The 20,309-nt window shown below is 64.4% G+C and carries 17 protein-coding genes; 6 read left to right on the top strand and 11 right to left on the bottom strand.

What is annotated here, in order from left to right:
- Positions 1-64 precede the first annotated feature (64 nt).
- The 6 genes from NCR39_RS00195 to NCR39_RS00170 form a co-directional block, all read right to left on the bottom strand.
- Positions 65-2,527 (bottom strand): YadA family autotransporter adhesin, encoded by a 2,463-nt coding sequence (locus tag NCR39_RS00195; protein WP_250450013.1) that lies wholly within the window; start codon positions 2,525-2,527, stop codon positions 65-67.
- A 381-nt stretch (positions 2,528-2,908) separates the two neighbouring features.
- A complete protein-coding gene (locus NCR39_RS00190; RefSeq protein ID WP_250450012.1) occupies positions 2,909-4,210 on the bottom strand; it encodes a solute carrier family 23 protein in 1,302 nt (433 codons plus the stop codon).
- 207 nt (positions 4,211-4,417) lie between these two features.
- Positions 4,418-5,977: a methyl-accepting chemotaxis protein gene (locus tag NCR39_RS00185; RefSeq protein WP_250450011.1), complete on the bottom strand. Its 1,560-nt coding sequence runs from the start codon at positions 5,975-5,977 to the stop codon at positions 4,418-4,420.
- A 424-nt stretch (positions 5,978-6,401) separates the two neighbouring features.
- A complete protein-coding gene (locus NCR39_RS00180; RefSeq protein ID WP_040053283.1) occupies positions 6,402-6,944 on the bottom strand; it encodes a response regulator transcription factor in 543 nt (180 codons plus the stop codon).
- Between the two features lie 80 nt (positions 6,945-7,024).
- Positions 7,025-8,323, bottom strand: a complete 1,299-nt coding sequence (locus NCR39_RS00175) for an ATP-binding protein (protein ID WP_250450010.1) — start codon at positions 8,321-8,323, stop codon at positions 7,025-7,027.
- 132 nt (positions 8,324-8,455) lie between these two features.
- Entirely contained in the window at positions 8,456-8,674 is a 219-nt protein-coding gene (locus tag NCR39_RS00170) for a cysteine-rich CWC family protein (RefSeq protein WP_250450009.1), read from the bottom strand.
- Between the two features lie 166 nt (positions 8,675-8,840).
- On the opposite strand from NCR39_RS00170, the gene argB reads away from it, so the two are divergent.
- From argB to NCR39_RS00140, 6 genes are all read left to right on the top strand, one after another.
- On the top strand, positions 8,841-9,740 hold the full coding sequence (gene argB / locus NCR39_RS00165) for an acetylglutamate kinase (protein WP_040053187.1): 900 nt from the start codon (positions 8,841-8,843) through the stop codon (positions 9,738-9,740).
- A 49-nt stretch (positions 9,741-9,789) separates the two neighbouring features.
- Positions 9,790-10,557, top strand: coding sequence for a pyrimidine 5'-nucleotidase (locus tag NCR39_RS00160; RefSeq protein WP_250450008.1), 768 nt, complete (start codon positions 9,790-9,792; stop codon positions 10,555-10,557).
- Between the two features lie 277 nt (positions 10,558-10,834).
- Positions 10,835-11,980, top strand: coding sequence for a homoserine O-succinyltransferase MetX (gene metX / locus NCR39_RS00155; protein ID WP_250450007.1), 1,146 nt, complete (start codon positions 10,835-10,837; stop codon positions 11,978-11,980).
- The gene (metW, locus tag NCR39_RS00150) at positions 11,977-12,585 is read left to right on the top strand and encodes a methionine biosynthesis protein MetW (protein WP_250450006.1); all 609 of its coding nucleotides are present in this window, start codon (positions 11,977-11,979) and stop codon (positions 12,583-12,585) included. The genes metX and metW overlap by 4 nt, the downstream gene beginning before the upstream one ends.
- A 45-nt stretch (positions 12,586-12,630) precedes the next feature.
- Positions 12,631-13,917, top strand: coding sequence for an AmpG family muropeptide MFS transporter (locus NCR39_RS00145; protein ID WP_250450004.1), 1,287 nt, complete (start codon positions 12,631-12,633; stop codon positions 13,915-13,917).
- Positions 13,914-14,840 (top strand): M48 family metallopeptidase, encoded by a 927-nt coding sequence (locus tag NCR39_RS00140; protein WP_250450002.1) that lies wholly within the window; start codon positions 13,914-13,916, stop codon positions 14,838-14,840. Before NCR39_RS00145 ends, NCR39_RS00140 begins: the two co-directional genes overlap by 4 nt.
- Before the next feature lie 21 nt (positions 14,841-14,861).
- Here NCR39_RS00140 and NCR39_RS00135 read toward each other — a convergent pair whose 3' ends face one another.
- The 5 genes from NCR39_RS00135 to gatC all read right to left on the bottom strand — a co-directional run bounded on the left by NCR39_RS00135 (position 14,862) and on the right by gatC (position 19,969).
- On the bottom strand, positions 14,862-15,644 hold the full coding sequence (locus tag NCR39_RS00135; protein WP_040053193.1) for an exodeoxyribonuclease III: 783 nt from the start codon (positions 15,642-15,644) through the stop codon (positions 14,862-14,864).
- A 21-nt stretch (positions 15,645-15,665) separates the two neighbouring features.
- Positions 15,666-16,505 (bottom strand): PPK2 family polyphosphate kinase, encoded by an 840-nt coding sequence (locus tag NCR39_RS00130; protein WP_250450000.1) that lies wholly within the window; start codon positions 16,503-16,505, stop codon positions 15,666-15,668.
- 125 nt (positions 16,506-16,630) lie between these two features.
- Positions 16,631-18,100 (bottom strand): Asp-tRNA(Asn)/Glu-tRNA(Gln) amidotransferase subunit GatB, encoded by a 1,470-nt coding sequence (gatB, locus tag NCR39_RS00125; RefSeq protein ID WP_250449998.1) that lies wholly within the window; start codon positions 18,098-18,100, stop codon positions 16,631-16,633.
- A 2-nt stretch (positions 18,101-18,102) separates the two neighbouring features.
- On the bottom strand, positions 18,103-19,596 hold the full coding sequence (gene gatA, locus NCR39_RS00120) for an Asp-tRNA(Asn)/Glu-tRNA(Gln) amidotransferase subunit GatA (RefSeq protein ID WP_250449996.1): 1,494 nt from the start codon (positions 19,594-19,596) through the stop codon (positions 18,103-18,105).
- Positions 19,597-19,669: 73 nt separating this feature from the next.
- Positions 19,670-19,969 carry an Asp-tRNA(Asn)/Glu-tRNA(Gln) amidotransferase subunit GatC gene (gatC, locus tag NCR39_RS00115; RefSeq protein WP_040053197.1) on the bottom strand — a complete coding sequence of 100 codons (300 nt, stop codon included), beginning with the start codon at positions 19,967-19,969 and terminating at the stop codon, positions 19,670-19,672.
- Positions 19,970-20,309 lie beyond the last annotated feature (340 nt).

Genomic DNA, 20,309 nt, shown 5'->3' with positions numbered 1-20,309 from the left:
TGGTTTGCATCTGGCGACACTCGAAAGCGTCACATCAGATCATGCTGGCACGGTCGACTTCCCTTCAATTGAGCGTGCGCGACACGCCGATCACGCCGCCGACTTCCGACGATGACGTGGTGGTCACCGTGAGGCCGCCGTTCCATCGCCACAGTTCGTTCTGGGATGTACCGCCGATGCCGATCGCAAGACCCGCCTGATTGTGGTAGTAGCCGGCCGCAGCCGCCGCCGAGATCTTTCCGGCGCGGTCGTCGTAACGCAGACCGGCGATCGCGATCGCGGCGGCCGTGCCTGCGTACGATTTTTTAAGGTTGTCGTCGATCTGCGTTTGCAGATGGCCGAGTCCCGCGTTCAGTTGATTCACGTTCACGGCATCCGTGCCATTGATGCCCGGCGCGACGTTGGTGACGCGGCGCGTGTCGTCTGTCGAACCTACCGATACCGTGTTCGCTTCGTCGGCCACCGAACCCGCGCCGAGCGCGACCGAATTGCTCGCGCTCGCCGTCGCGCCCGTTCCGAGCGCCGTGCTTTGCATCCCCGATGCGACGCTGCCGCTGCCCGCCGACAACGCGTCGGTGCCGCTGGCCGTCGGCTTCACGTACGTCGCCGGATTCGCGGTGACCCACATGTTCGCGGCCGTGTTCATCGCGTAGTCGAGTTGCGAGACGTTGACGGCATCGGTCGCGGATACGCCCGCCGCGACGTTGTGCAGCGCGACCGGCGATCCGGTGTTCGGACCGACGAGCGTTACGTCGTTCGACACCGGCGTGCCCGATGCACCCAGTCCGATCGTCGGCGCGGCGGCTGTCGAGTATTGAATCGGCGCATTGTTCTGCAACGCGGCGATCGCTCCGCCAACGCTGTTCTGCGTCTGTCCATACACGCTGTAACTCGGCGCGCTGATTGTGCTCGTCGATGGATCGTAGGCCGCGCCGCCGCCCAACGCCGACGCTGTGCTGCCGCCGAGCGTATCGAGTTGGGAGACGTTGACCGCATCGGTCGCCGCGACGCCCGCCGCCACGTTATGCAGCGCGACCGGCGAACCGGCGTTCGGACCGACGAGCGTTACATCGTTCGATACTGCGCCCGATGCGCCTAATCCGACTGTCGGCGCGGCGGCTGTCGAATATTGAATCGGCGCGTTGTTCTGCAGCGCGGCGATCGCTCCGCCCACGTTGTTCTGCGTTTGACCGTACACGGTGTAACTCGGCGCGCTGATCGTGTTCGTCGATGCATCGTAGGCCGCGCCGCCGCCCAACGCCGACGCTGTGCTGCCGCCGAGCGTATCGAGTTGCGAGACGTTGACCGCATCCGTCGCCGCGACGCCTGCCGCCACGTTGTGCAGCGTGACCGGCGAACCGGCGTTCGGACCGACGAGTGTCACATCGTTCGATACTGCGCCCGATGCGCCCAGGCCGACCGTCGGCGCAGCGGCCGATGAATACTGAATCGGTGCATCGTTCTGCAACGCGGCGAGCGCCCCGCCGACGTTGTTCTGCGTCTGCCCGTACACGCTGTAGCTCGGCGCGCTGATCGCGCCGGTCGATGCATCGTAGGCCGCGCCGCCGCCCAGCGCCGCCGCCGTGCTTCCGCCGAAGCTGTCCACCTTGGTGTCTTCGGCCGCGAGCGCCAGATTGGTCGCGTTCAGTTGCGAACCGTTGACCGCATCAGTGCTCGTCGCGCTGATCCGGCCTGCCGCGAGATTGGTCAGCGTGCGCTCCGCGCCGGCATCGCCGATGCTGACCGTGCTCGTCGGCGTGGCTCCGGCGAAGTCGTAAGTCTGGCCGAGCAGATTCGCCGACGACGTGCCGACCGCCGCCGACGTCACGCTTCCGGTGCCGAGCGCGATATCGTTCGCGTTGTTCGCGACCGCTCCGGTGCCGATGGCCGTCGCACTCGCGCTGTTCGCCTGCGCGCCCGTGCCGATAGCCGATGCGTTCGCACCGTTCGCCTGCGCCCCGGTGCCGATGGCCGTCGCGTTGGTCTGCGATGCCGTCGCCTGCGCGCCGAACGCGATCGCGTATTGCGCCGATGCAGTCGCGCCCGAGGTCGCATCGCCGCCGAATGCGAGCGAACCGTACCCGCTGGCGTTCGACGACGCACCGAGCGCCACGGAATAATCACCGGTCGCGGACGTGCCCGTCGAATACGGATGGCCGCCGATCGCAATGGAATTCGTGCCGGTGGCCACCGCCAGATCGCCGATGGCGACCTGCGAACCGGTCCCGCTGGCATCGGAGTTGATGCCGATGGCAACGGGAGACGAGCCGGAAGTGGCTGGCGCACTCGAATCGGCATTCGCGCCGATGCCGATGGCAACGCCGCTGATATAGCCACCGTTGAGGCTATTGGCGTGCGCCCCGGTTCCCACGGTGACCGACTGGGCGTAGCCGTTGTTCGCGACGATCAGCGCAGCGACCGCGAAGGCCGTCGTCGCGAAAAACGGGATGCCCGGCGCCGTCTCGGGTCTGCGCGGCTGGTTGCGCGTCACATCCGCTTGCTTGCTCGATCGATTACTTGTCGACAATTCGAACTCCTTTCGCGTGCTGCCTCGCAGGGCAACCAGATTCATCGGCCGACGCGGACGAAACGGCGTGCATTCGCACCGCGCGTCTTTTCACCGGCCTTTGATTCGGATGCCTAACAATATAAAACGAAGCCTTTTGTAAGGCATTCGATTGGAAATGCGGCTAGACGCCAGCGAAACGACTATACCGGGCAACAATTAAAGCGTCGTACCCGATTTATCCGAAATGAAGCGAAGGGTAAACGCTTAATACAGTCGCATGCGACTGCACGGCGCGTTGCTGATGTCAGACTTGGGAAGTTTGCCGGCGAACGTCGGCGAGGAAAGGAAAAACTTCGCGCGCGCCGTGCGACGCGCGCGATACAGCCTGCTGGAAACGCCTCAGACCACGCCCGATCCGCGCCGCCGCAACAGCGCGTAGAAAATGATCGCGCCGAACGTGGCGGTTCCGATTCCGCCGAGCGCGAAGCCGCCGAGCTTGAGCGTGAAATCGCCCGCGCCGAGCACGAGCGTCACCGCCGCGACGATCAGATTGCGGTTGTCCGAGAAGTCCACCTTGTTGACGACCCAGATGCGCGCGCCCGTCACCGCGATCAGCCCGAACACGACGATCGACACGCCGCCCAGCACCGGGCCGGGAATCGTCTGGATCACCGCGCCGAACTTCGGCGAGAAGCCGAGCACGATCGCGAAGAGCGCCGCGATCACGAAGACGAGCGTCGAATAGATCTTCGTGACCGCCATCACGCCGATGTTTTCCGCGTACGTCGTCACGCCCGTGCCGCCGGCGAAGCCGGACACGATGGTCGCGAGGCCGTCGCCGATGAACGCGCGGCCGATGTACTTGTCGAGGCTGCGTCCGGTCATCGCGCCGACCGCCTTGATGTGGCCGAGATTCTCCGCGACGAGAATGATCGCGATGGGCGCGAGCAGCGTCATCGCCTGCGCATTGAAGACCGGCGCGGTGAAGTGCGGCATGCCGAACCACGCCGCGTTCGAGACGACCGAGAAGTCGATCGGCTTGCCCATGCCCATGCCGTTCGTCAGCACGGCGTAGATGATGTACGCGATCGCGAGGCCGATCAGAATGAGCAGCCGCTGCGCCATGCCGCGCGCGAACACCGCGACGCCGCCCACGCACAGCACGGTGACGAGCGCCAGCCACGAATCGAAGTTGCTGCCGCTCACGCCTTTCACGGCGATCGGCGCGAGATTCAGCCCGATCACGCAGACAATCGATCCGGTGACGACCGGCGGCATCAGCGTTTCGATCCATTTCGTGCCGACCGCCGCGACGATCAGCCCGATGATCGCGTAAGCCACGCCGCACGCGATGATCCCGCCGAGCGCGACGGCAATGTTCATGTTCGGACCGTGACCGCCATAGCCCGTGACCGCGATCACGAGGCCGATGAACGCGAAGCTCGAACCGAGGTAACTCGGCACGCGCCCGCCGACCAGCACGAAGAACAACAGCGTGCCGATGCCCGACATGAAGATGCACAGGTTCGGATCGAAGCCCATGAGCAGCGGCGCGAGCACGGTCGAGCCGAACATCGCGACGACGTGCTGCACGCCCATCGCGATCATCTGCGGCCAGGGCAGCCGCTCGTCGGGCGCGACGACACGGCCGCCTTGCGCATCCGGCTGGACGGGCCAGCGCGGGAAATAGGAATCGGACATGCGTGACGCTCCTTCTTGGCGATCTTTGAACAGGCGCGAGTGTACGGAGTGGGGTTGAGCGTGGCAAGCGAAGCGAAATTACGTGTCGCTTGCGGGGTGTTGGGGGATTTTGCGGGTTTATTCGGCGTGGTAGCGGGAACGGCGCGGAGTGTCGTCATCGCGCGGCGAACGCGCGTGCGCGAATCCCCGCGCCGATCGCTCGCCGCCTCAGCCGCGCCCCGCCACCTGAAACACCGCCACCGCGCCCTTCAACTGCTCGGCCTGATCGGCCATCGCGCCCGCCGCCGCCGCTGCCTGCTCGACGAGCGCCGCGTTTTGCTGCGTCACCTGATCCATCTGCGCCACCGCGCGGTTCACTTGCTCGATGCCCGCGCTCTGTTCATGCGATGCCGCCGAAATCTGCCCCATGATGTCGGTGACGCGCTGCACGGCCTCCGTGACCTCGGACATCGTCGCGCCCGCGTTCTCCGCAATCGCCGCGCCTCGGTCCACGCGCGCCGTCGACGCTTCGATCAGCTCCTTGATTTCCTTCGCCGATGTCGCGCTGCGCTGCGCGAGCGACCGCACTTCGCCCGCGACGACCGCGAATCCGCGTCCTTCCTCGCCCGCGCGCGCCGCTTCCACGGCCGCGTTCAGCGCGAGAATGTTCGTCTGGAACGCGATGCCTTCGATCACCGCGATGATGTCCGTCATGCGCTTCGAGCCAGCGGCCAGCTCGCGCATGTTGTCGACGACCTCGCCGACGAGCGCGCTGCCCCGCACCGACACATCCGACGCGCCGCGCGCAAGACCGCTCGCTTCGTCGGCGTTGCTCGCGTTCTGGCGCACGGTCGCGGTCAGTTGCTCCATGCTCGACGCCGTTTCTTCCAGCGACGCCGCCTGCTGCTCCGTGCGCTGCGAGAGATCGGTGTTGCCCTGCGCGATTTCGCGCGACGCGCACAGAATCGACTCGCTCGCGTGACGAATTCCGCCGACGATCGCCGCGAGCTTGTCGCTCATGTTGCCTAAGCTATGCAGCATGCTGGTGTCGTCGCCGGGACGCGTCGTGACGCGCGCGCTGAGGTCGCCTTCCGCGATGCGATTCGCAATCTGCGCCGCATACGCCGGTTCGCCGCCGAGCTGCGCGGCGAGCCGCCTGCCGATCAGCACCGCGAGCAACGCGCCCGCCGCGACCGCGCCGAGCACGAGCGCGAGCATCACGACGCGCATCGATTCGTATTCGGACGCCGCGTTGTCGCGGGAATCGGTTGCACGCTTGCGCTTGAAGTCCGCGAGACGCTCGAGGGAATCGCGCGCCTTCTCGCTCGCGTCGATCGCGCGCGCGATCAGCCCCATTTGATCGACATCGACGGGCATCGGCTTCGTGCCCATCTGCATCTGCACGATGTCTTCCCACGCGCCGACCGACCGGCTCGCGGCTTCGTAGAGCGCGAGGCCGTCGGCGGAAATGATCGTCGGACGCATGTGCTCGAACGCGCGATGCATCGCGGCGAGCGATTCAGCCATGCCTTGCTTGAGCTTCTGCTTGCCGGCATCGTCGGCGAACGTGAGGTTCGCGGCGGCGAGATCGGTGTTGAGCTTGTGCTTGTTGACTTCCTCGACCCAGTACAGGCCGTCCATATGCCGATCGCCGATTTCCTCGATCAGAGCGTTCATCTTCGCCAGCCCAACGATGCCGGTGCCGCCCACGCACGCCGTGAAAACGATCACGACCGCGAAGGACAGCAGCAGCTTGTTGAGCACGGACAGGCGATCAAACCATTTCATCAATGTCTCCCATTTCGTAACCAGAATGCGGGCGGCAGCGATTTGCTGAACGCTCCGCAAGCGGCGCCGCGCGAAACATCGTTCGCGCACAGGGAGGCATTACGGCGCTCGAACCGTGTTACTTGAGCGTTGATACCGAATATATCGGCGGCGATGAAACGGATGGGCGCGTCTTTTACTTGACTAAGCGCAATGACCTAGGAGACATCCTAGCTTTAGGATTAATCGTATATTAGGGCGCAACCAGGCAACGTATGCTTTCCGGGTGCATGCCTCCATGTATATGCACGTAGTCGTTGCAACTCTCCGATTACCGCCCTCGTTCCCCGGCTTGGGCGGTTCTTTTTTTGTGCGCTCTGTTTTGCGTCCGCGCGGTCGTCGCCGTTATCGCGCAAGACGCTCTTCTCTTTCTCGCGCGAATCACTTATTGCCGCACGGGCTTCTTCGCCAGCTTCCGCTGCAACGTACGCCGATGCATATTGAGCGCGCGCGCCGTCGCCGAAATATTGCCGTGATTCTCCGCGAGCGCCCGCTGAATGTGCTCCCACTCGAGCCGCGCGACTGAGAGCAGCGTCGGGTTCTCGATGGCTTCCTCGGCGGTCTGTTCGCTCGCTTCTTCGTGCAGCGCGAGAAGAATCGATTCGACATTCGCGGGCTTCGCGAGGTAATTGTCCGCGCCGTCCTTCACCGCCTGCACCGCCGTCGCGATGCTCGCGTAACCCGTCAGCACGAGAATGCGCGCGTCCGGCTGCAGATCGCGCAGCGGCGCGACGAGGCGCAGGCCGGAATCGTTGCCGAGATGCAGGTCGACCGTGATCTGGCCGAACTTGTGCTGATTGGCGAGCTTGATCGCTTCGTCGGCGTTGTGCGCCTGATGCGGGGTGTAGCCGCGCCGCACCAGCCCGCGCGCGAGAATGCCGGCGAAAACTTCGTCGTCGTCGATGATCAGAAAGTTGGTGTCGCTCATTTTCGTTTCTCCTTTTTTGCCGGAGTCGGCGCCGTGGCGCGTGTCCGGTGTCATGCCATACTCGGTTGCCGCATTCGATTTCACGCCGCGCCGCTCGATTCCGTGCGCGCCGGCTGAACCGACGCCCCGACCGCCCCGCGATCCGGCACCCGCAGTACGGCCCGCGTGCCGCGCGGCTCGCCCGCGAACAGTTCGATGGACCCGCCGAGGCGCGCCGCCGCCGCGAACGCCAGATACAGCCCGACGCCGTGGCCGCCCTGCGTGCTGTCGACCGGACCCGCGCCCAGCGACGCGCGCAGCGCGGGCGGAATGCCCGGCCCGCGATCGTGGACTTCGAAGCGCACATATCGCGCGCCGTCGATCTTCTCCGCCGCAGCTTCCAGCGACACGAACTCGCTGCTCGCGCGCGCGGCGTTGTCGAGCAGAATGGTGAGAATCTGGCCGACGGCCACGGCATCGTCGATCGACGCGCTCGCCGGCGTGTCGGCCACCTGCCTGAACTTCACCTGCGGATGACGCAGCCGCCATTGCTCGATGAAGCTCGCCAGCCACTCGTCGAGCGCCTGCCGGGTCGACGGCCCGCTCGCCCGGCTGCGCAGACGCGCGAGCGCCGACGTGCACAGCGCCATCTGCTGTTCGAGCAGTTCGAAGTCGGCGGAATACGGCGCGAGGTTGCGGTCGTGCGCGGCGGCATCGCGGAGTTCTTCGGACAGCATCGCGATGGTCGAAAGCGGCGTGCCCATCTCATGCGCGACGGTCGCGGCCTGCACGCCGAGCGCGACGGCGCGTTCGTCGCGCAGATGGCGCTGCTGGGCATCGGCGAGCGCGGCGTCGCGCACGCGCAGCGCCCGCGACATGCGCGCCACGAACCAGCCGATCAGCCCCACGCTCACCATGAAGTTGACCCACAGGCCGGTGCGGAAATAGTCGAAGAGATTGGCCGGATTCTCGATATTGAGCGGCACGTAGTTGTAGCTGAGGAGCGCGTAACAGGCGACGGCGAAGAGCGCGAGGCAGGTCATCATCGTCCACGGCAGAATCGCGGCCGCGATCGCGAGCGACGGCAGATACAGCGTCACGAACGGATTCGTCGCGCCGCCGGACAGAAAGAGCAACGCGGAGAGCGCGCCGAGATCCACGCACATCTGGCCGAACAGTTCGAGATTCGTCTCGGGCCGCGCCCGCGCGACGCGCAGCCACGTCAGCCCGTTGAAGACCATTTCGAGCGCGATGACGAGCAGCATGGCCGGCAACGGGAGCTTCGCGCCATAAAAAATCTGCACGACCGCGATGGTCGACAACTGGCCGATGATCGCGAGCGAGCGAAGCCAGAAGAGATGGCCCAGGTTGACGCGTCCGGTGTTGGTTATGCGATGCATGTTCCGTCGATTGCGTGCCGGGCCGCTCGGGCGCGTGCCGGCGTTGGTGTTCCATGCGGCATTATCCCGCTTGCGCGCACCGCAAAACCGCCGATGGCGCGATTTGTCGCACCTTGCGCGGCACACGCTCTGCTAATCGCAATCTGAGTCGCGCGTCATCTCGATCTCCGCCGCGAGGCATGCGCGGCACAGGCAGGATTCGCCGGGCCGCAAGCGATCGAGCGGCAGCGCGGGCAGCGCCGCACACCAGCACGCGTTATCGCCGGCGAGCGAGCCGCATCGAAAACGCGCGCCGCAGCGCACGCAGACGAGTGCGCCGTCTGCGCGCAGCGGTTCGCGTGCGGAGTCCATGTTCATCGTCGTGACGTATTCGTGACAACAGGCAGATATCAGCGATGATCGCACGCCGGCGGCACCGCCGGAAAACGTGTCGGCGTCGCGGGAAAACGAATCTGTTGCGTTGCGTCAGTCCTGTACAATTCGGCGTGTTTAAACGCTCTTTGCCTCGACTGCCGCCATGTCCGACCTTCCCGACCTCACGCAGATCGCGCCTACCCTGAAGGCTGAAATTTTGGCCGAGGCGCTGCCTTATATTCGTCAGTATCACGGCAAGACGGTCGTGATCAAATACGGCGGCAACGCAATGACCGAGGAGCGCCTGAAGCAAGGCTTCGCGCGCGACGTGATCCTGCTGAAACTGGTCGGCATCAATCCGGTGATCGTCCACGGCGGCGGCCCGCAGATCGATCAGGCGCTGAAGAAGATCGGCAAGCAGGGCACCTTCATCCAGGGCATGCGCGTCACCGACGAAGAGACGATGGAAGTCGTCGAATGGGTGCTCGGCGGCGAAGTGCAGCAGGACATCGTCACGCTCATCAATCATTTCGGCGGTCACGCGGTCGGGCTGACCGGCAAGGACGGCGGCCTCATCCACGCGCGCAAGCTCATGATGCCGGACCGCGACAACCCCGGCGAATTCATCGACATCGGGCAAGTGGGCGAAGTGGAATCCATCAATCCGGCCGTCGTGAAGGCGCTGCAGGACGACGCGTTCATTCCCGTCATCTCGCCTATCGGCTTCGGCGAAGACGGCCTGTCGTACAACATCAACGCGGATTTGGTCGCGGGCAAGCTGGCCGTGGTGCTGAACGCGGAAAAGCTCGTCATGATGACGAACATCCCCGGCGTGATGGACAAGGAAGGCAACCTGCTGACGGACCTTTCCGCGCGCGAAATCGACGCGCTCTTCGCCGACGGCACCATCTCCGGCGGCATGCTCCCGAAGATTTCGTCGGCGCTGGATGCGGCGAAGAGCGGCGTGCGCTCGGTGCATATCATTGACGGGCGCATCGAGCATTCGGTGCTGCTCGAAATCCTGACCGAGCAGCCGTTCGGCACGATGATCCGCTCGCATTGAGCGTTCTCCCGCTTCTCCAACGCCCGCCCGAACGCGGGCGTTTTCTCATATGACCGCGCATCGCCCGTCCCGCCGACGCCTCGCCAAAGCGCGCGGCCCCGTCTGGCTCTTCGACCTCGACAACACGCTGCATCACGCGTCGCATCAGGTTTTTCCGGCCATCAATCGCGCGATGACGCAGTACATCATCGACCGGCTCGGCGTGGACATCGACGAGGCGAACCGGCTGCGCGTCGGCTATACGCTGCGTTACGGCGCGGCGCTGCTCGGGCTCGTGAAGCATCATGGCGTCGATGCCGCCGACTTCCTTCACGTCGTCCATACGTTCTCCGATCTTCCGTCGATGCTGCGCGCCGAACGCGGCATCGGACGCATGCTGCGCGCGCTGCCGGGGCGCAAGATCGTGCTGACCAACGGGCCGTCCGTGTATGCGCGCGCGGTGCTGGCGGAACTGGGCATCGAGCGGCTCTTCGAGCGCGTGATCGCCATCGAGGACATGCGCGAAGGCGACCGCTGGCGCGCCAAACCCGATGCGCCGATGCTTCGCCGCGCCATGCGCCGCGCGCACGTGCGCCTCGAAGACGCGATTCTCGTGGAAGACACGCGCGGGCATCTGAAGCGCTATCGGCGGCTCGGCATTCGCACCGTGTGGATCGTCGGGCATCTGCCGGTGGCGCGCACGTCGACCGGCGCGGTGTCGGTGCGCATGGCGGGCGCGGGCAGGCCGCATTACGTGGATCGCACGGTGAAGTCGCTGCGTGCGCTCTCGCTCGGCATGCGCGGCCGCGCGCTCGGGCGAGTCGCCGCGCGATCCTGAACGCGAACGCGCGAAAGATCGCTTCGCGGTCCGAACGGGGCCGCATCGTTGTCAACATCGGGCATCGCCGCGATTGACGGCCTTATGACGTTTTCCGCTATACTTCATCGCTCAACTGAATTCAAACACGCGCCGATTTGCTGACTCGATTGCGGGCGCGCGAACCCAGGGCCATGCCCCGCGGTTCACTATAAATGCGGCTAAAGAGGTCGTCAGCCGCGCCCATGCTCCGCGCCCAGCCGACACCGTTTAGCCGCTTTCGTCAAAGGCGGAATGAATGGAATCGATCGGCATCGTCAGTCCCCAAACCTTGCACTTCCAGGCGCCGCTCGTCTTGCAGAGCGGCAGTTCGCTCGGCGATTACGAACTCGTCGTCGAAACATACGGCGAGCTGAACGCCGCGCGCTCGAACGCGGTGCTCGTGTGCCACGCGCTGAACGCGTCGCATCACGTCGCGGGCGTCTATGCGGACGATTCGAAGAACGTCGGCTGGTGGGACAACATGGTCGGCCCGGGCAAGCCGCTCGATACCAATCGCTTCTTCGTGATCGGCGTGAACAACTTCGGTTCGTGCTTCGGCTCGACCGGGCCGATGAGCATCGATCGCGCAACCGGCAAGCCCTACGGCGCGAGCTTTCCCGTGGTGACGGTCGAAGACTGGGTGCACGCGCAGGCGCGCGTGGCGGACCGCTTCGGCATCGAACGGTTCGCCGCGGTGATGGGCGGCAGCCTCGGCGGCATGCAGGCGCTCGCGTGGAGCATCATGTATCCGGAGCGGCTCGGGCATTGCATCGTGATTGCATCGACGCCGAAGCTGTCCGCGCAGAACATCGCGTTCAACGAAACGGCGCGCTCGGCAATTCTCTCCGATCCCGATTTCCACGGCGGCGATTACTACGCGCACGGCGTGAAGCCGCGCCGGGGCTTGCGCGTCGCGCGGATGATCGGCCACATCACGTATCTTTCCGACGACGACATGGCCGTCAAGTTCGGCCGCGCGCTGCGCCGTGCCGAAGGCGCGCTCGACGCGTACAACTTCAACTTCGACGTGGAATTCGAAGTGGAGTCGTATCTGCGCTATCAAGCCGCCAAGTTCGCCGAATACTTCGATGCGAACACGTACCTGCTCATCACGCGCGCGCTCGATTACTTCGATCCCGCCAAAGCCTTCGACGGCGATCTGACGAAGACGCTCGCCAGCACGAAGGCGAAGTATCTGGTCGCGAGCTTCACGACCGACTGGCGTTTCGCGCCGGCGCGATCGCGTGAAATCGTGAAGGCGCTGCTCGACAACAAGCGCACCGTGAGCTACGCCGAAATCGACGCGCCGCACGGCCACGACGCCTTCCTGCTCGACGACGCGCGCTATCACAACCTGATGCGCGCTTATTACGAACGCATTGCCACGGAGATCGGCGCATGAACCAGAACACTCTCGATTCTCTCGCGCTGCGTTCGGATTTCCGCGCCATCGCGCGCTGGGTGGAGCCGCGCTCGACCGTGCTCGATCTCGGCTGCGGCGACGGTTCGCTGCTCTCGCTGCTCGGCGAGGAACTGGAAGTGAACGGCTACGGCATCGAAATCAACGACGCCGGCGTGCTCGCGTGCGCGCAGAAAGGCGTGAACGTGATCCAGCAGAATCTCGAAGACGGCCTGCGCCTCTTCGAAGACGACAGCTTCGATTTCGCGATCCTTTCGCAGACGCTGCAGACCATCCATCAGACCGCCGCGATTCTGCGCGAGACGGTGCGGGTGGGACGCGAATGCATCGTGTCGTTTCCGAACTTCGGGTATTGGCCGCATCGGCTGGCGGTCATTCAGGGGCGCATGCCGGTGTCGAAATCGCTGCCTTATCAATGGCACAACACGCCGAACGTGCGCGTTCTGACCATCAAGGACTTCGAGGCGCTCGCGCCGGAAGTGGGCATCGAGATTCTGGATCGCGTGGTGCTGCACGGTGGGCAGGCCATCCGTTGGGGCGCGAACTGGCGTGGTAGTCTTGCGGTCTATCGCGTGAAGCGCCGGTGATCCGTCCCGGCTTCATCGCATCGACAACGCTTTTCCATCATCGACATGCCCGACACGCCACACGAGGCGCCCGCTCTTGCTGCTCACGAAGATCATCCCGGCTGGCGCGCGTTCCTGAACGCGCGCATTCTGATTTGCGTTTTCCTCGGCTTCACTTCCGGTCTGCCGCTTTTCACGCTCGTCAGCCTGATTCAGGCGTGGCTCACGACCGAGCACATCAACGTCAAGCAAATCGGGCTCTTCGCGCTGCTCGGGCTTCCCTATACGTGGAAGTTCGTGTGGGCGCCGCTGATGGACCGCTACGTGCCGCATCTGCCGTTCTGGCGGCCGGGCCGGCGGCGCGGCTGGATGCTGCTCACGCAAGTGCTCGTGGCGCTCGCCATCGGCGCGTTCGGCTTCTTTTCGCCGGCGCAGGATATCTGGACCGTCGCGGGCATCGCGCTGCTGCTCGCCATTTTCAGCGCGAGCCAGGACATCGTGATCGACGCGTATCGGCGTGAATTGCTCGCCGATACGGAGCAAGGGCTCGGCAACGCCGTGCACGTCAACGCGTACAAGGTCGCGGGTCTCGTGCCCGGCTCGCTCGCGCTGATTCTCGCGGGCTTTTTGCCGTGGAAGACGGTGTTCATCGTGACCGCGCTCTTCATGCTGCCGGGCATCATCACGACGCTCGTCGTCAAGGAACCGGCGATTCACGGCACGCCGCCGAAGAATCTGCGCGACGCGGTCATCGAACCGTTTCACGAATTCGTCACGCGCGACGGCTGGCGCGCGGCGCTGCTCGTGCTCGGCTTCATCTTCCTCTACAAGCTCGGCGACACGATGGCCACCGCGCTCGCCACCAAGTTCTTCCTCGATATCGGCTTCACGATGACGCAGATCGGCGTGATCGCGAAGACGGTCGCGTTCTGGACGAGCATCGCGGGCGGCATCATCGGCGGCGTGTTTCTGGTGAAGATCGGCATTGCACGCGGGCTGTGGGTGTTCGGCGCGCTGCAGATCGTCGCGACCATCGGCTTCGCGTGGCTCGCGAAGATCGGGCCGTCGCCGCTCGCGCTCGGCGTGCTGTACGGCTTCGAGACGTTCGCCACGGGTCTCACGCTCGCCACGTTCACCGCGTACATCGCGAGCACGACCGACCCGCGCTACACCGCGACGCAGTTCGCGCTCTTCACGAGCCTCGCGGCGGTGCCGCGCACGGTGGCGGCGTCGGCGAGCGGGTTCATCGTCGCGCAGACGGGCTGGTTCGAGTACTTCCTCGTCTGCGTCGCGCTCTCGATTCCGGGCATGTTACTGTTGCCGTTGATCGCGCCCTGGAGATCGAAACAATGACGGTGCGGATGTTTCCCAATCGCGCGCTGGCCGGCGTGCTGGCGCTGGCGTCGCTCGCGTCGTTCATGCCGCATGCCGCGCGTGCGCAGGACGACGACCGCGCCCCGCCGCCGTACACCGCGCCGAACAGCCAGGTCCGCTTCGGCAACACGGCGCTCTTTCGCAATCTCATTCCGCCCGCGACGCTCGAACAGCAGGCGGCCGACGAATACGCGCAGATCATCCACGAAGCCGAGCGCAACAAGCGCCTGCTCGACAACGACAACGCGCTCGTCAAGCGCGTGCGCACGATCGTGAATCACGAGATTCCCTTCGCGCTCAAGTGGAACGATCGCTCGAAGGCGTGGAAATGGGAGACGAATGTCGTCAGGTCGAACGAGATTCGCATGTACTGTCTGCCGGGCGGAAAGATCGTCGTGTATAGCGGGCTGATCGAGAAGCTGAAGCTCAACGACAACGAAATCGGCATGATGATCGGCCACGAGATCGCGCACGCGCTGCGCGAACATGCGCGCGAGCGGCTCGGACGCCAGCAGGCCGCGCAACTCACCGCCGGCACCATGCCGCAGCTTTTCGGTTTCGCGGATGTCGGCTCGACGCCGCTCGGTATCGGCGATCAACTGCTCGCCATGCGCTACTCCGCCGCCGACGAAACCGAAGCCGACGTGATCGGCAGCGAGATCGCATCGCGCGCGGGTTACGATCCGCGCGCCGCCGTCACGCTGTGGAACAAGATCGATACGGCCACGCGCCGCGCGGACAACGGCTTCGTGTGGATGCATCCGTACGGCACGGATCGCCGGCAGGATCTGGAGAAGCGCATGCCGGACATGATGCCGCTCTATGCGAAGGCGGTCGGCAAGAGCATCGATCAGTTGCCGAATTACGCGGGCATGGGGCGGTACAAGAAGACGGGCCGCTGAGTCGCACGCGGCCCGCTTGCGTTACTTCTTGCCGAGTTTCCAGTCGTAATCGATCGTCAGCGGCGCGTGGTCGCTGAACTTGATGTCGCGGAAAATCGAAGTCTGCTTCGCGGTCGCGGCGACTTCCTGCGTCGCGATCTGATAATCGATTCGCCACCCGACGTTCTTCGCATACGCCTGCCCGCGATTGCTCCACCACGTGTACTGCTCGGCGCGCGTGTCGAGCGTGCGGAAGACATCGACGTAGCCGACGTCATCGAACAGTTTCGTGAGCCACGCGCGCTCTTCGGGCAGGCAGCCCGAATTCTTCTGGTTGCTCTTCCAGTTCTTGATGTCGATTTCCTTGTGGACGATGTTCACGTCGCCGCACACGATCACTTCGCGCTCTGCCGCGAGCTGCGTGAGATGCGGCATGAACTCGTCCATGAAGCGATACTTCGCCTGCTGACGCTCATCGCCGCTCGATCCCGACGGCACGTACACCGACACCACCGAGAGCTTGCCGAAACGCGCTTCCACGTAGCGGCCTTCGGGATCGAACTCTTCGCTGCCGAAGCCGATGATGACATCGTCCGGTTCGTGCCGCGTGTAGACGCCCGCGCCGCTGTAGCCCTTCTTGACCGCGTGCTGGAAGTAGCCTTTAAAGCCGTGCGGCGCGAGAAATTCGGGCGTGAGGTCGTCCTGCGAGCATTTGATTTCCTGCACGCAGACGACGTCCGATTGCTGCTCGCCGAACCAGTCGAAGAAGCCTTTCTTGGCGGCCGAACGAATGCCGTTCAGGTTGGCGGTGATGACGCGAAACATATGCTTCCTTTTGTTTGAGTTTTACTCGACCTTGATGCCCTTCAGCGATTCCTTCGCGGGCGGAAATTCGAGCTTCATGCCCTGCAACGTGCGCAAGAGCAGTTCGGCGACCATCACGTTGCGATGCGTCTTCGAATCGCCGGGAATGATGTACCACGGCGCGTATTCCGTCGACGTCGATCCGAGCGCCGCGGCATACGCCCGCTGATAGTCGTCCCACAGCTTGCGGGCGTCGAGATCGGAGACATCGAATTTCCAGTGCTTCGTGGGGTCGTCGATGCGCGCCTGAAGGCGCTCGCGCTGCGCGTCCTTCGAAATGTGCAGGAAGCACTTGACGATGGTCGTGCCGGTATCGGCCAGCAGCGACTCGAATTCGCGAATATGCCGATACCGGCGCTCGCATTCGTCGTCGTCGATCTGCTTCATCACGCGCGGCACGAGCACGTCTTCGTAGTGGCTGCGATTGAAGATGGCGAACTCGCCGGCCATCGGCGCTTGCGCGTGGACGCGCCAGAGAAAGTCGTGCGCGGCCTCGCGCTCGGACGGCGCGCGAAACGGCACGATGCGCAAGCCGAGCGGATCGACATCGTGAAACACGGCGCGCACGGTGCCGTCCTTGCCGCTCGTGTCCATGCCTTGCAGCACGAGCAGCACCCGCCGATGCCGCTGCGCGTGCAGGCGCTCCTGCAAGTCGTCGAGCTGCGCGCCGATTTCGGTGAGGCGCGCGCGGTCGGTGTCTTTCGAGCCGGTCGAGAATGGCTTCGCGGCGGGATCGACCGAGCTTAGGTCGAATGACTTGAGCTTCTTGCCGTCGTTGAAAAAAGGTACGCGAAAGTCGTCCAGATCGGGGTTCTTTGCCATGTCTTTTTCGCCGTTCGAATGAAAAAAGGGCTGCTGCCGGGCTTTGCCGGCAACAGCCCGTTTTGGTTCAGGCGCTCAGGGTGAGGTCATGTCCGCGTGCGGCGATGACGTTCCCCGACGCGCCCTCAACCGAGCTTCTTCTTGAGCAGTTCATTGACCTGCTGCGGATTCGCCTTGCCCTTGGTCGCCTTCATCGCCTGGCCGATCAGCGCGTTGAACGCCTTCTCCTTGCCTGCGCGGAATTCGTCCACGGACTTCTGATTCGCGGCGAGCACTTCGTCGATGATCGCTTCGAGCGCGCCCGTATCCGAAATCTGCTTCAGGCCCTTCGCCTCGATGATGCGGTCCGCCGCGCCCTCGTCCGTCGCCTTCTCTTCCCAGATCGACTGGAAAATGTCCTTCGCGATCTTGTTCGAGATGGTGCCGTCCGCGATGCGTTGCAGGATCAGCGCGAGCTGCGCCGCGGACACCGGCGACTCGCCGATCTCCAGCGATTCGCGGTTCAGTTGCGCGGAGACATCGCCCATGAGCCAGTTCGCCGCGATCTTCGCCTGAGCCGCGCCCGCCTTCGCGACCACCGCCTCGAAATACGCGGCCATCGCCTTCGACGAAGTCAGCACGCCCGCGTCGTACGGCGTGAGGCCGTAAGTTTCGACGATACGCTTCTGCATGCCGGCGGGAAGCTCGGGCATGTCGCCCTTCACGCGGTCGACCCACGACGAATCGATCACGAGCGGCATCAGGTCCGGATCGGGGAAATAGCGGTAATCGTGCGCGTCTTCCTTGCTGCGCATGGACCGCGTTTCGCGCTTGTCCGGATCGTACAGACGCGTTTCCTGCACCACCGTGCCGCCGTCTTCGATCAGCTCGATTTGACGGCGCACTTCATACTGAATGGCTTCTTCGAGGAAACGGAACGAGTTCAGGTTCTTGATCTCGGCGCGCGTGCCGAATTCCTTCTGACCGACCGGGCGCACCGACACGTTCGCATCGCAACGGAACGAGCCTTCCTGCATGTTGCCGTCGCAGATGCCGAGCCACACGACGAGGCCATGCAGCGCCTTCGCGTACGCGACCGCTTCCGCCGCGCTGCGCATTTCCGGCTCGGTGACGATTTCGAGCAGCGGCGTGCCCGCGCGGTTCAGGTCGATGCCCGTCATGCCCGCGAAGTCTTCGTGCAGCGACTTGCCGGCGTCTTCTTCCAGATGCGCGCGCGTGAGGTTGACGGTCTTCTCGTACGCTTCCTTGCCGGCCTTTTCGTTGGCCGGAACCTGGATCGTGATTTGACCGCCCTGCACGACCGGAATCTCGTACTGGCTGATCTGATAGCCCTTCGGCAGATCAGGATAGAAGTAGTTCTTGCGCGCGAAGATGCTGCGCGGGGCGATGTGCGCGCCGATGGCCAGCCCGAAGCGGATCGCGCGCTCGACGGCGCCGCGGTTCATCACCGGCAGCACGCCGGGCAGCGCGAGATCGACGGGACAGGCCTGCGTGTTCGGCGCCGCGCCGAATTGCGTCGGCGCGCCCGAGAAAATCTTGGAGACGGTGGATAACTGCGCGTGCGTTTCCAGACCGATGACGACTTCCCACTGCATGTTCACACTCCCGATGCCGATGGTGCCTTGCGGTGCCAGTCGGTCGCGCGCTGTAACGCGTCGGCGACCTGGAGCATCCGGGCTTCGTTGAAATAGTTTCCGATGATCTGCAAACCGACCGGGCGATTCGCGTTCGCGCCCGCGCCGAAGCCGCACGGCACGCTCATGCCGGGCAGGCCCGCGAGACTGACCGACAACGTGTAGATGTCAGCGAGATACATCTGCACGGGATCGTCGGTCTTTTCGCCGAGATTCCACGCCACCGACGGCGCGACCGGTCCCATGATGACGTCGCACTGCTTGAACGCTTCCTGGAAGTCGCGCGCGATGATGCGGCGAATCTTCTGCGCCTGCAGGTAGTACGCGTCGTAATAGCCGTGCGAGAGCACATACGTGCCGACGAGAATCCGCCGCTTCACTTCCGGCCCGAAGCCTTCCGCACGCGACTTCTTGTACATGTCGAGCAAGTCCTTGTACTGCGCCGCGCGATGCCCGTAACGCACGCCATCGAAGCGCGACAGATTCGACGATGCCTCCGCCGGCGCGATGATGTAGTACACGGGAATCGAAAGCTCGGTCTTCGGCAGCGACACTTCCACGAGCGTCGCGCCGAGCGCTTCATAAGCCTTCAGCGCCGCTTCGATGGAAGCGCGCACGTCGTCGGCCAGGCCCGCGCCGAAGTATTCCTTCGGCATGCCGATGCGCAAGCCCGCGAGCGGCTTGGCGGCATCGCCGCCGTTCCACGTCTGGCCGAGATAGCGCGTGTAGTCTTCGTTTTCGCGTTGCAGGCTCGTGGAATCGCGCTCGTCGAAGCCGCCCATTGCGTTGAGCAGGAGCGCGCAGTCGGCGGCGCTTTGCGCCATCGGGCCGCCCTGATCCAGCGACGACGCGAACGCGATCATCCCGTAGCGCGACACGCGGCCATACGTGGGCTTGATGCCCGTGATGCCGGTGAACGAAGCAGGCTGGCGGATGGAGCCGCCCGTGTCCGTGCCGGTCGCGGCGGGCGCGAGACGCGCGGCCACCGCCGCCGCCGAGCCGCCCGACGAGCCGCCCGGCACGGCCTTCGTGTCCCACGGATTCTTCACCGCGCCGAAGTACGAATTCTCGTTGGACGAGCCCATCGCGAATTCGTCCATGTTCGTCTTGCCGAGCGTGACCATGCCGGCGCGCTTCAGACGATCGACGACGGTCGCATCGAACGGGCTCGCGTAGTTTTCCAGCATGTGGGAGCCGGCCGTCGACGTCCATCCGCGCGTGACGAACACGTCCTTGTGCGCGATCGGCAGGCCGGTCAGCGCGCCCGCGCTTCCTTGGGCGATCGCCGCGTCGGCGGCGCGCGCCTGCTCGAGCGTAAGCTCGCGATCGACGCCGATGAAGGCATTGAGGTCCTTCGCGGCCTCGATGCGTTGCAGATACGACTGGGCCAGCTCGACGGCGGAGATTTCCTTAGAGTCGAGCGCGGCGCGCAGTTCGGTCAAACTTTTCTGATGCATTGCAGTTCCCTGATGAGCGCGGCGGCTTCGAGCCGCGCGCAATATCGTTGTTTCGACGCGCGTCCGGGCGATCCTATTCGATCACCTTCGGCACCAGATAGAGCCCATCCTGCACGGCGGGCGCCGAACGCTGGAACTCTTCGCGCTCGACCGGCTCTGAGACTGCGTCGTCGCGCAGTCGCAGCGCGACTTCCTCGATCGCGTCGATGGGATGCGCGAGCGGCTCGATGCCGGCAGTATCGACAGCCTGCATCTGTTCGACGAGACCGAAGAAATCGTTGAGCCGCGCGAGCGTCGGTTCGGCCTCGTCGTCGGGCAATTCGAGCCGCGCCAGATGCGCGATGCGTTTAACGTCGGTCAGGGTCAGAGACATGGGATCACCGGAGAAAAACATGAACAACTCGCACGCCAAAAAGGTTCGCTGCAACAGACAGTTACGATCCTGGCGGAAAGCCGTCGAAGCGGGGCAGGGGATGGCAAAAAGTGCCGTCCTTTTCCTATAGAAACCCCCAAATTATAAGGTATCATTACACGTTCGACTCACATCCGGATCGACCTGTCAGCGGCTTTCTCCTTGCTTCGATGCTTTGCGAGAAACGTTTGCGTGGCACGTTCAATTCCGCGGTAGATTTCTGCTCGGATTTGCACTCACGGCGGGCTTATCGCCGTCCCGGCAAACCGTTATTTTTTCCGCTGCCGTCCCCGGCGCTCTT

This window comes from Caballeronia sp. ATUFL_M2_KS44 (genome assembly GCF_023630965.1).
GTDB classification, from domain to species: Bacteria; Pseudomonadota; Gammaproteobacteria; order Burkholderiales; family Burkholderiaceae; genus Caballeronia; species Caballeronia concitans.
The sequence above is the reverse complement of the archived record's forward strand: the minus strand, read 5'-3'. Positions and strand labels throughout refer to the sequence as shown.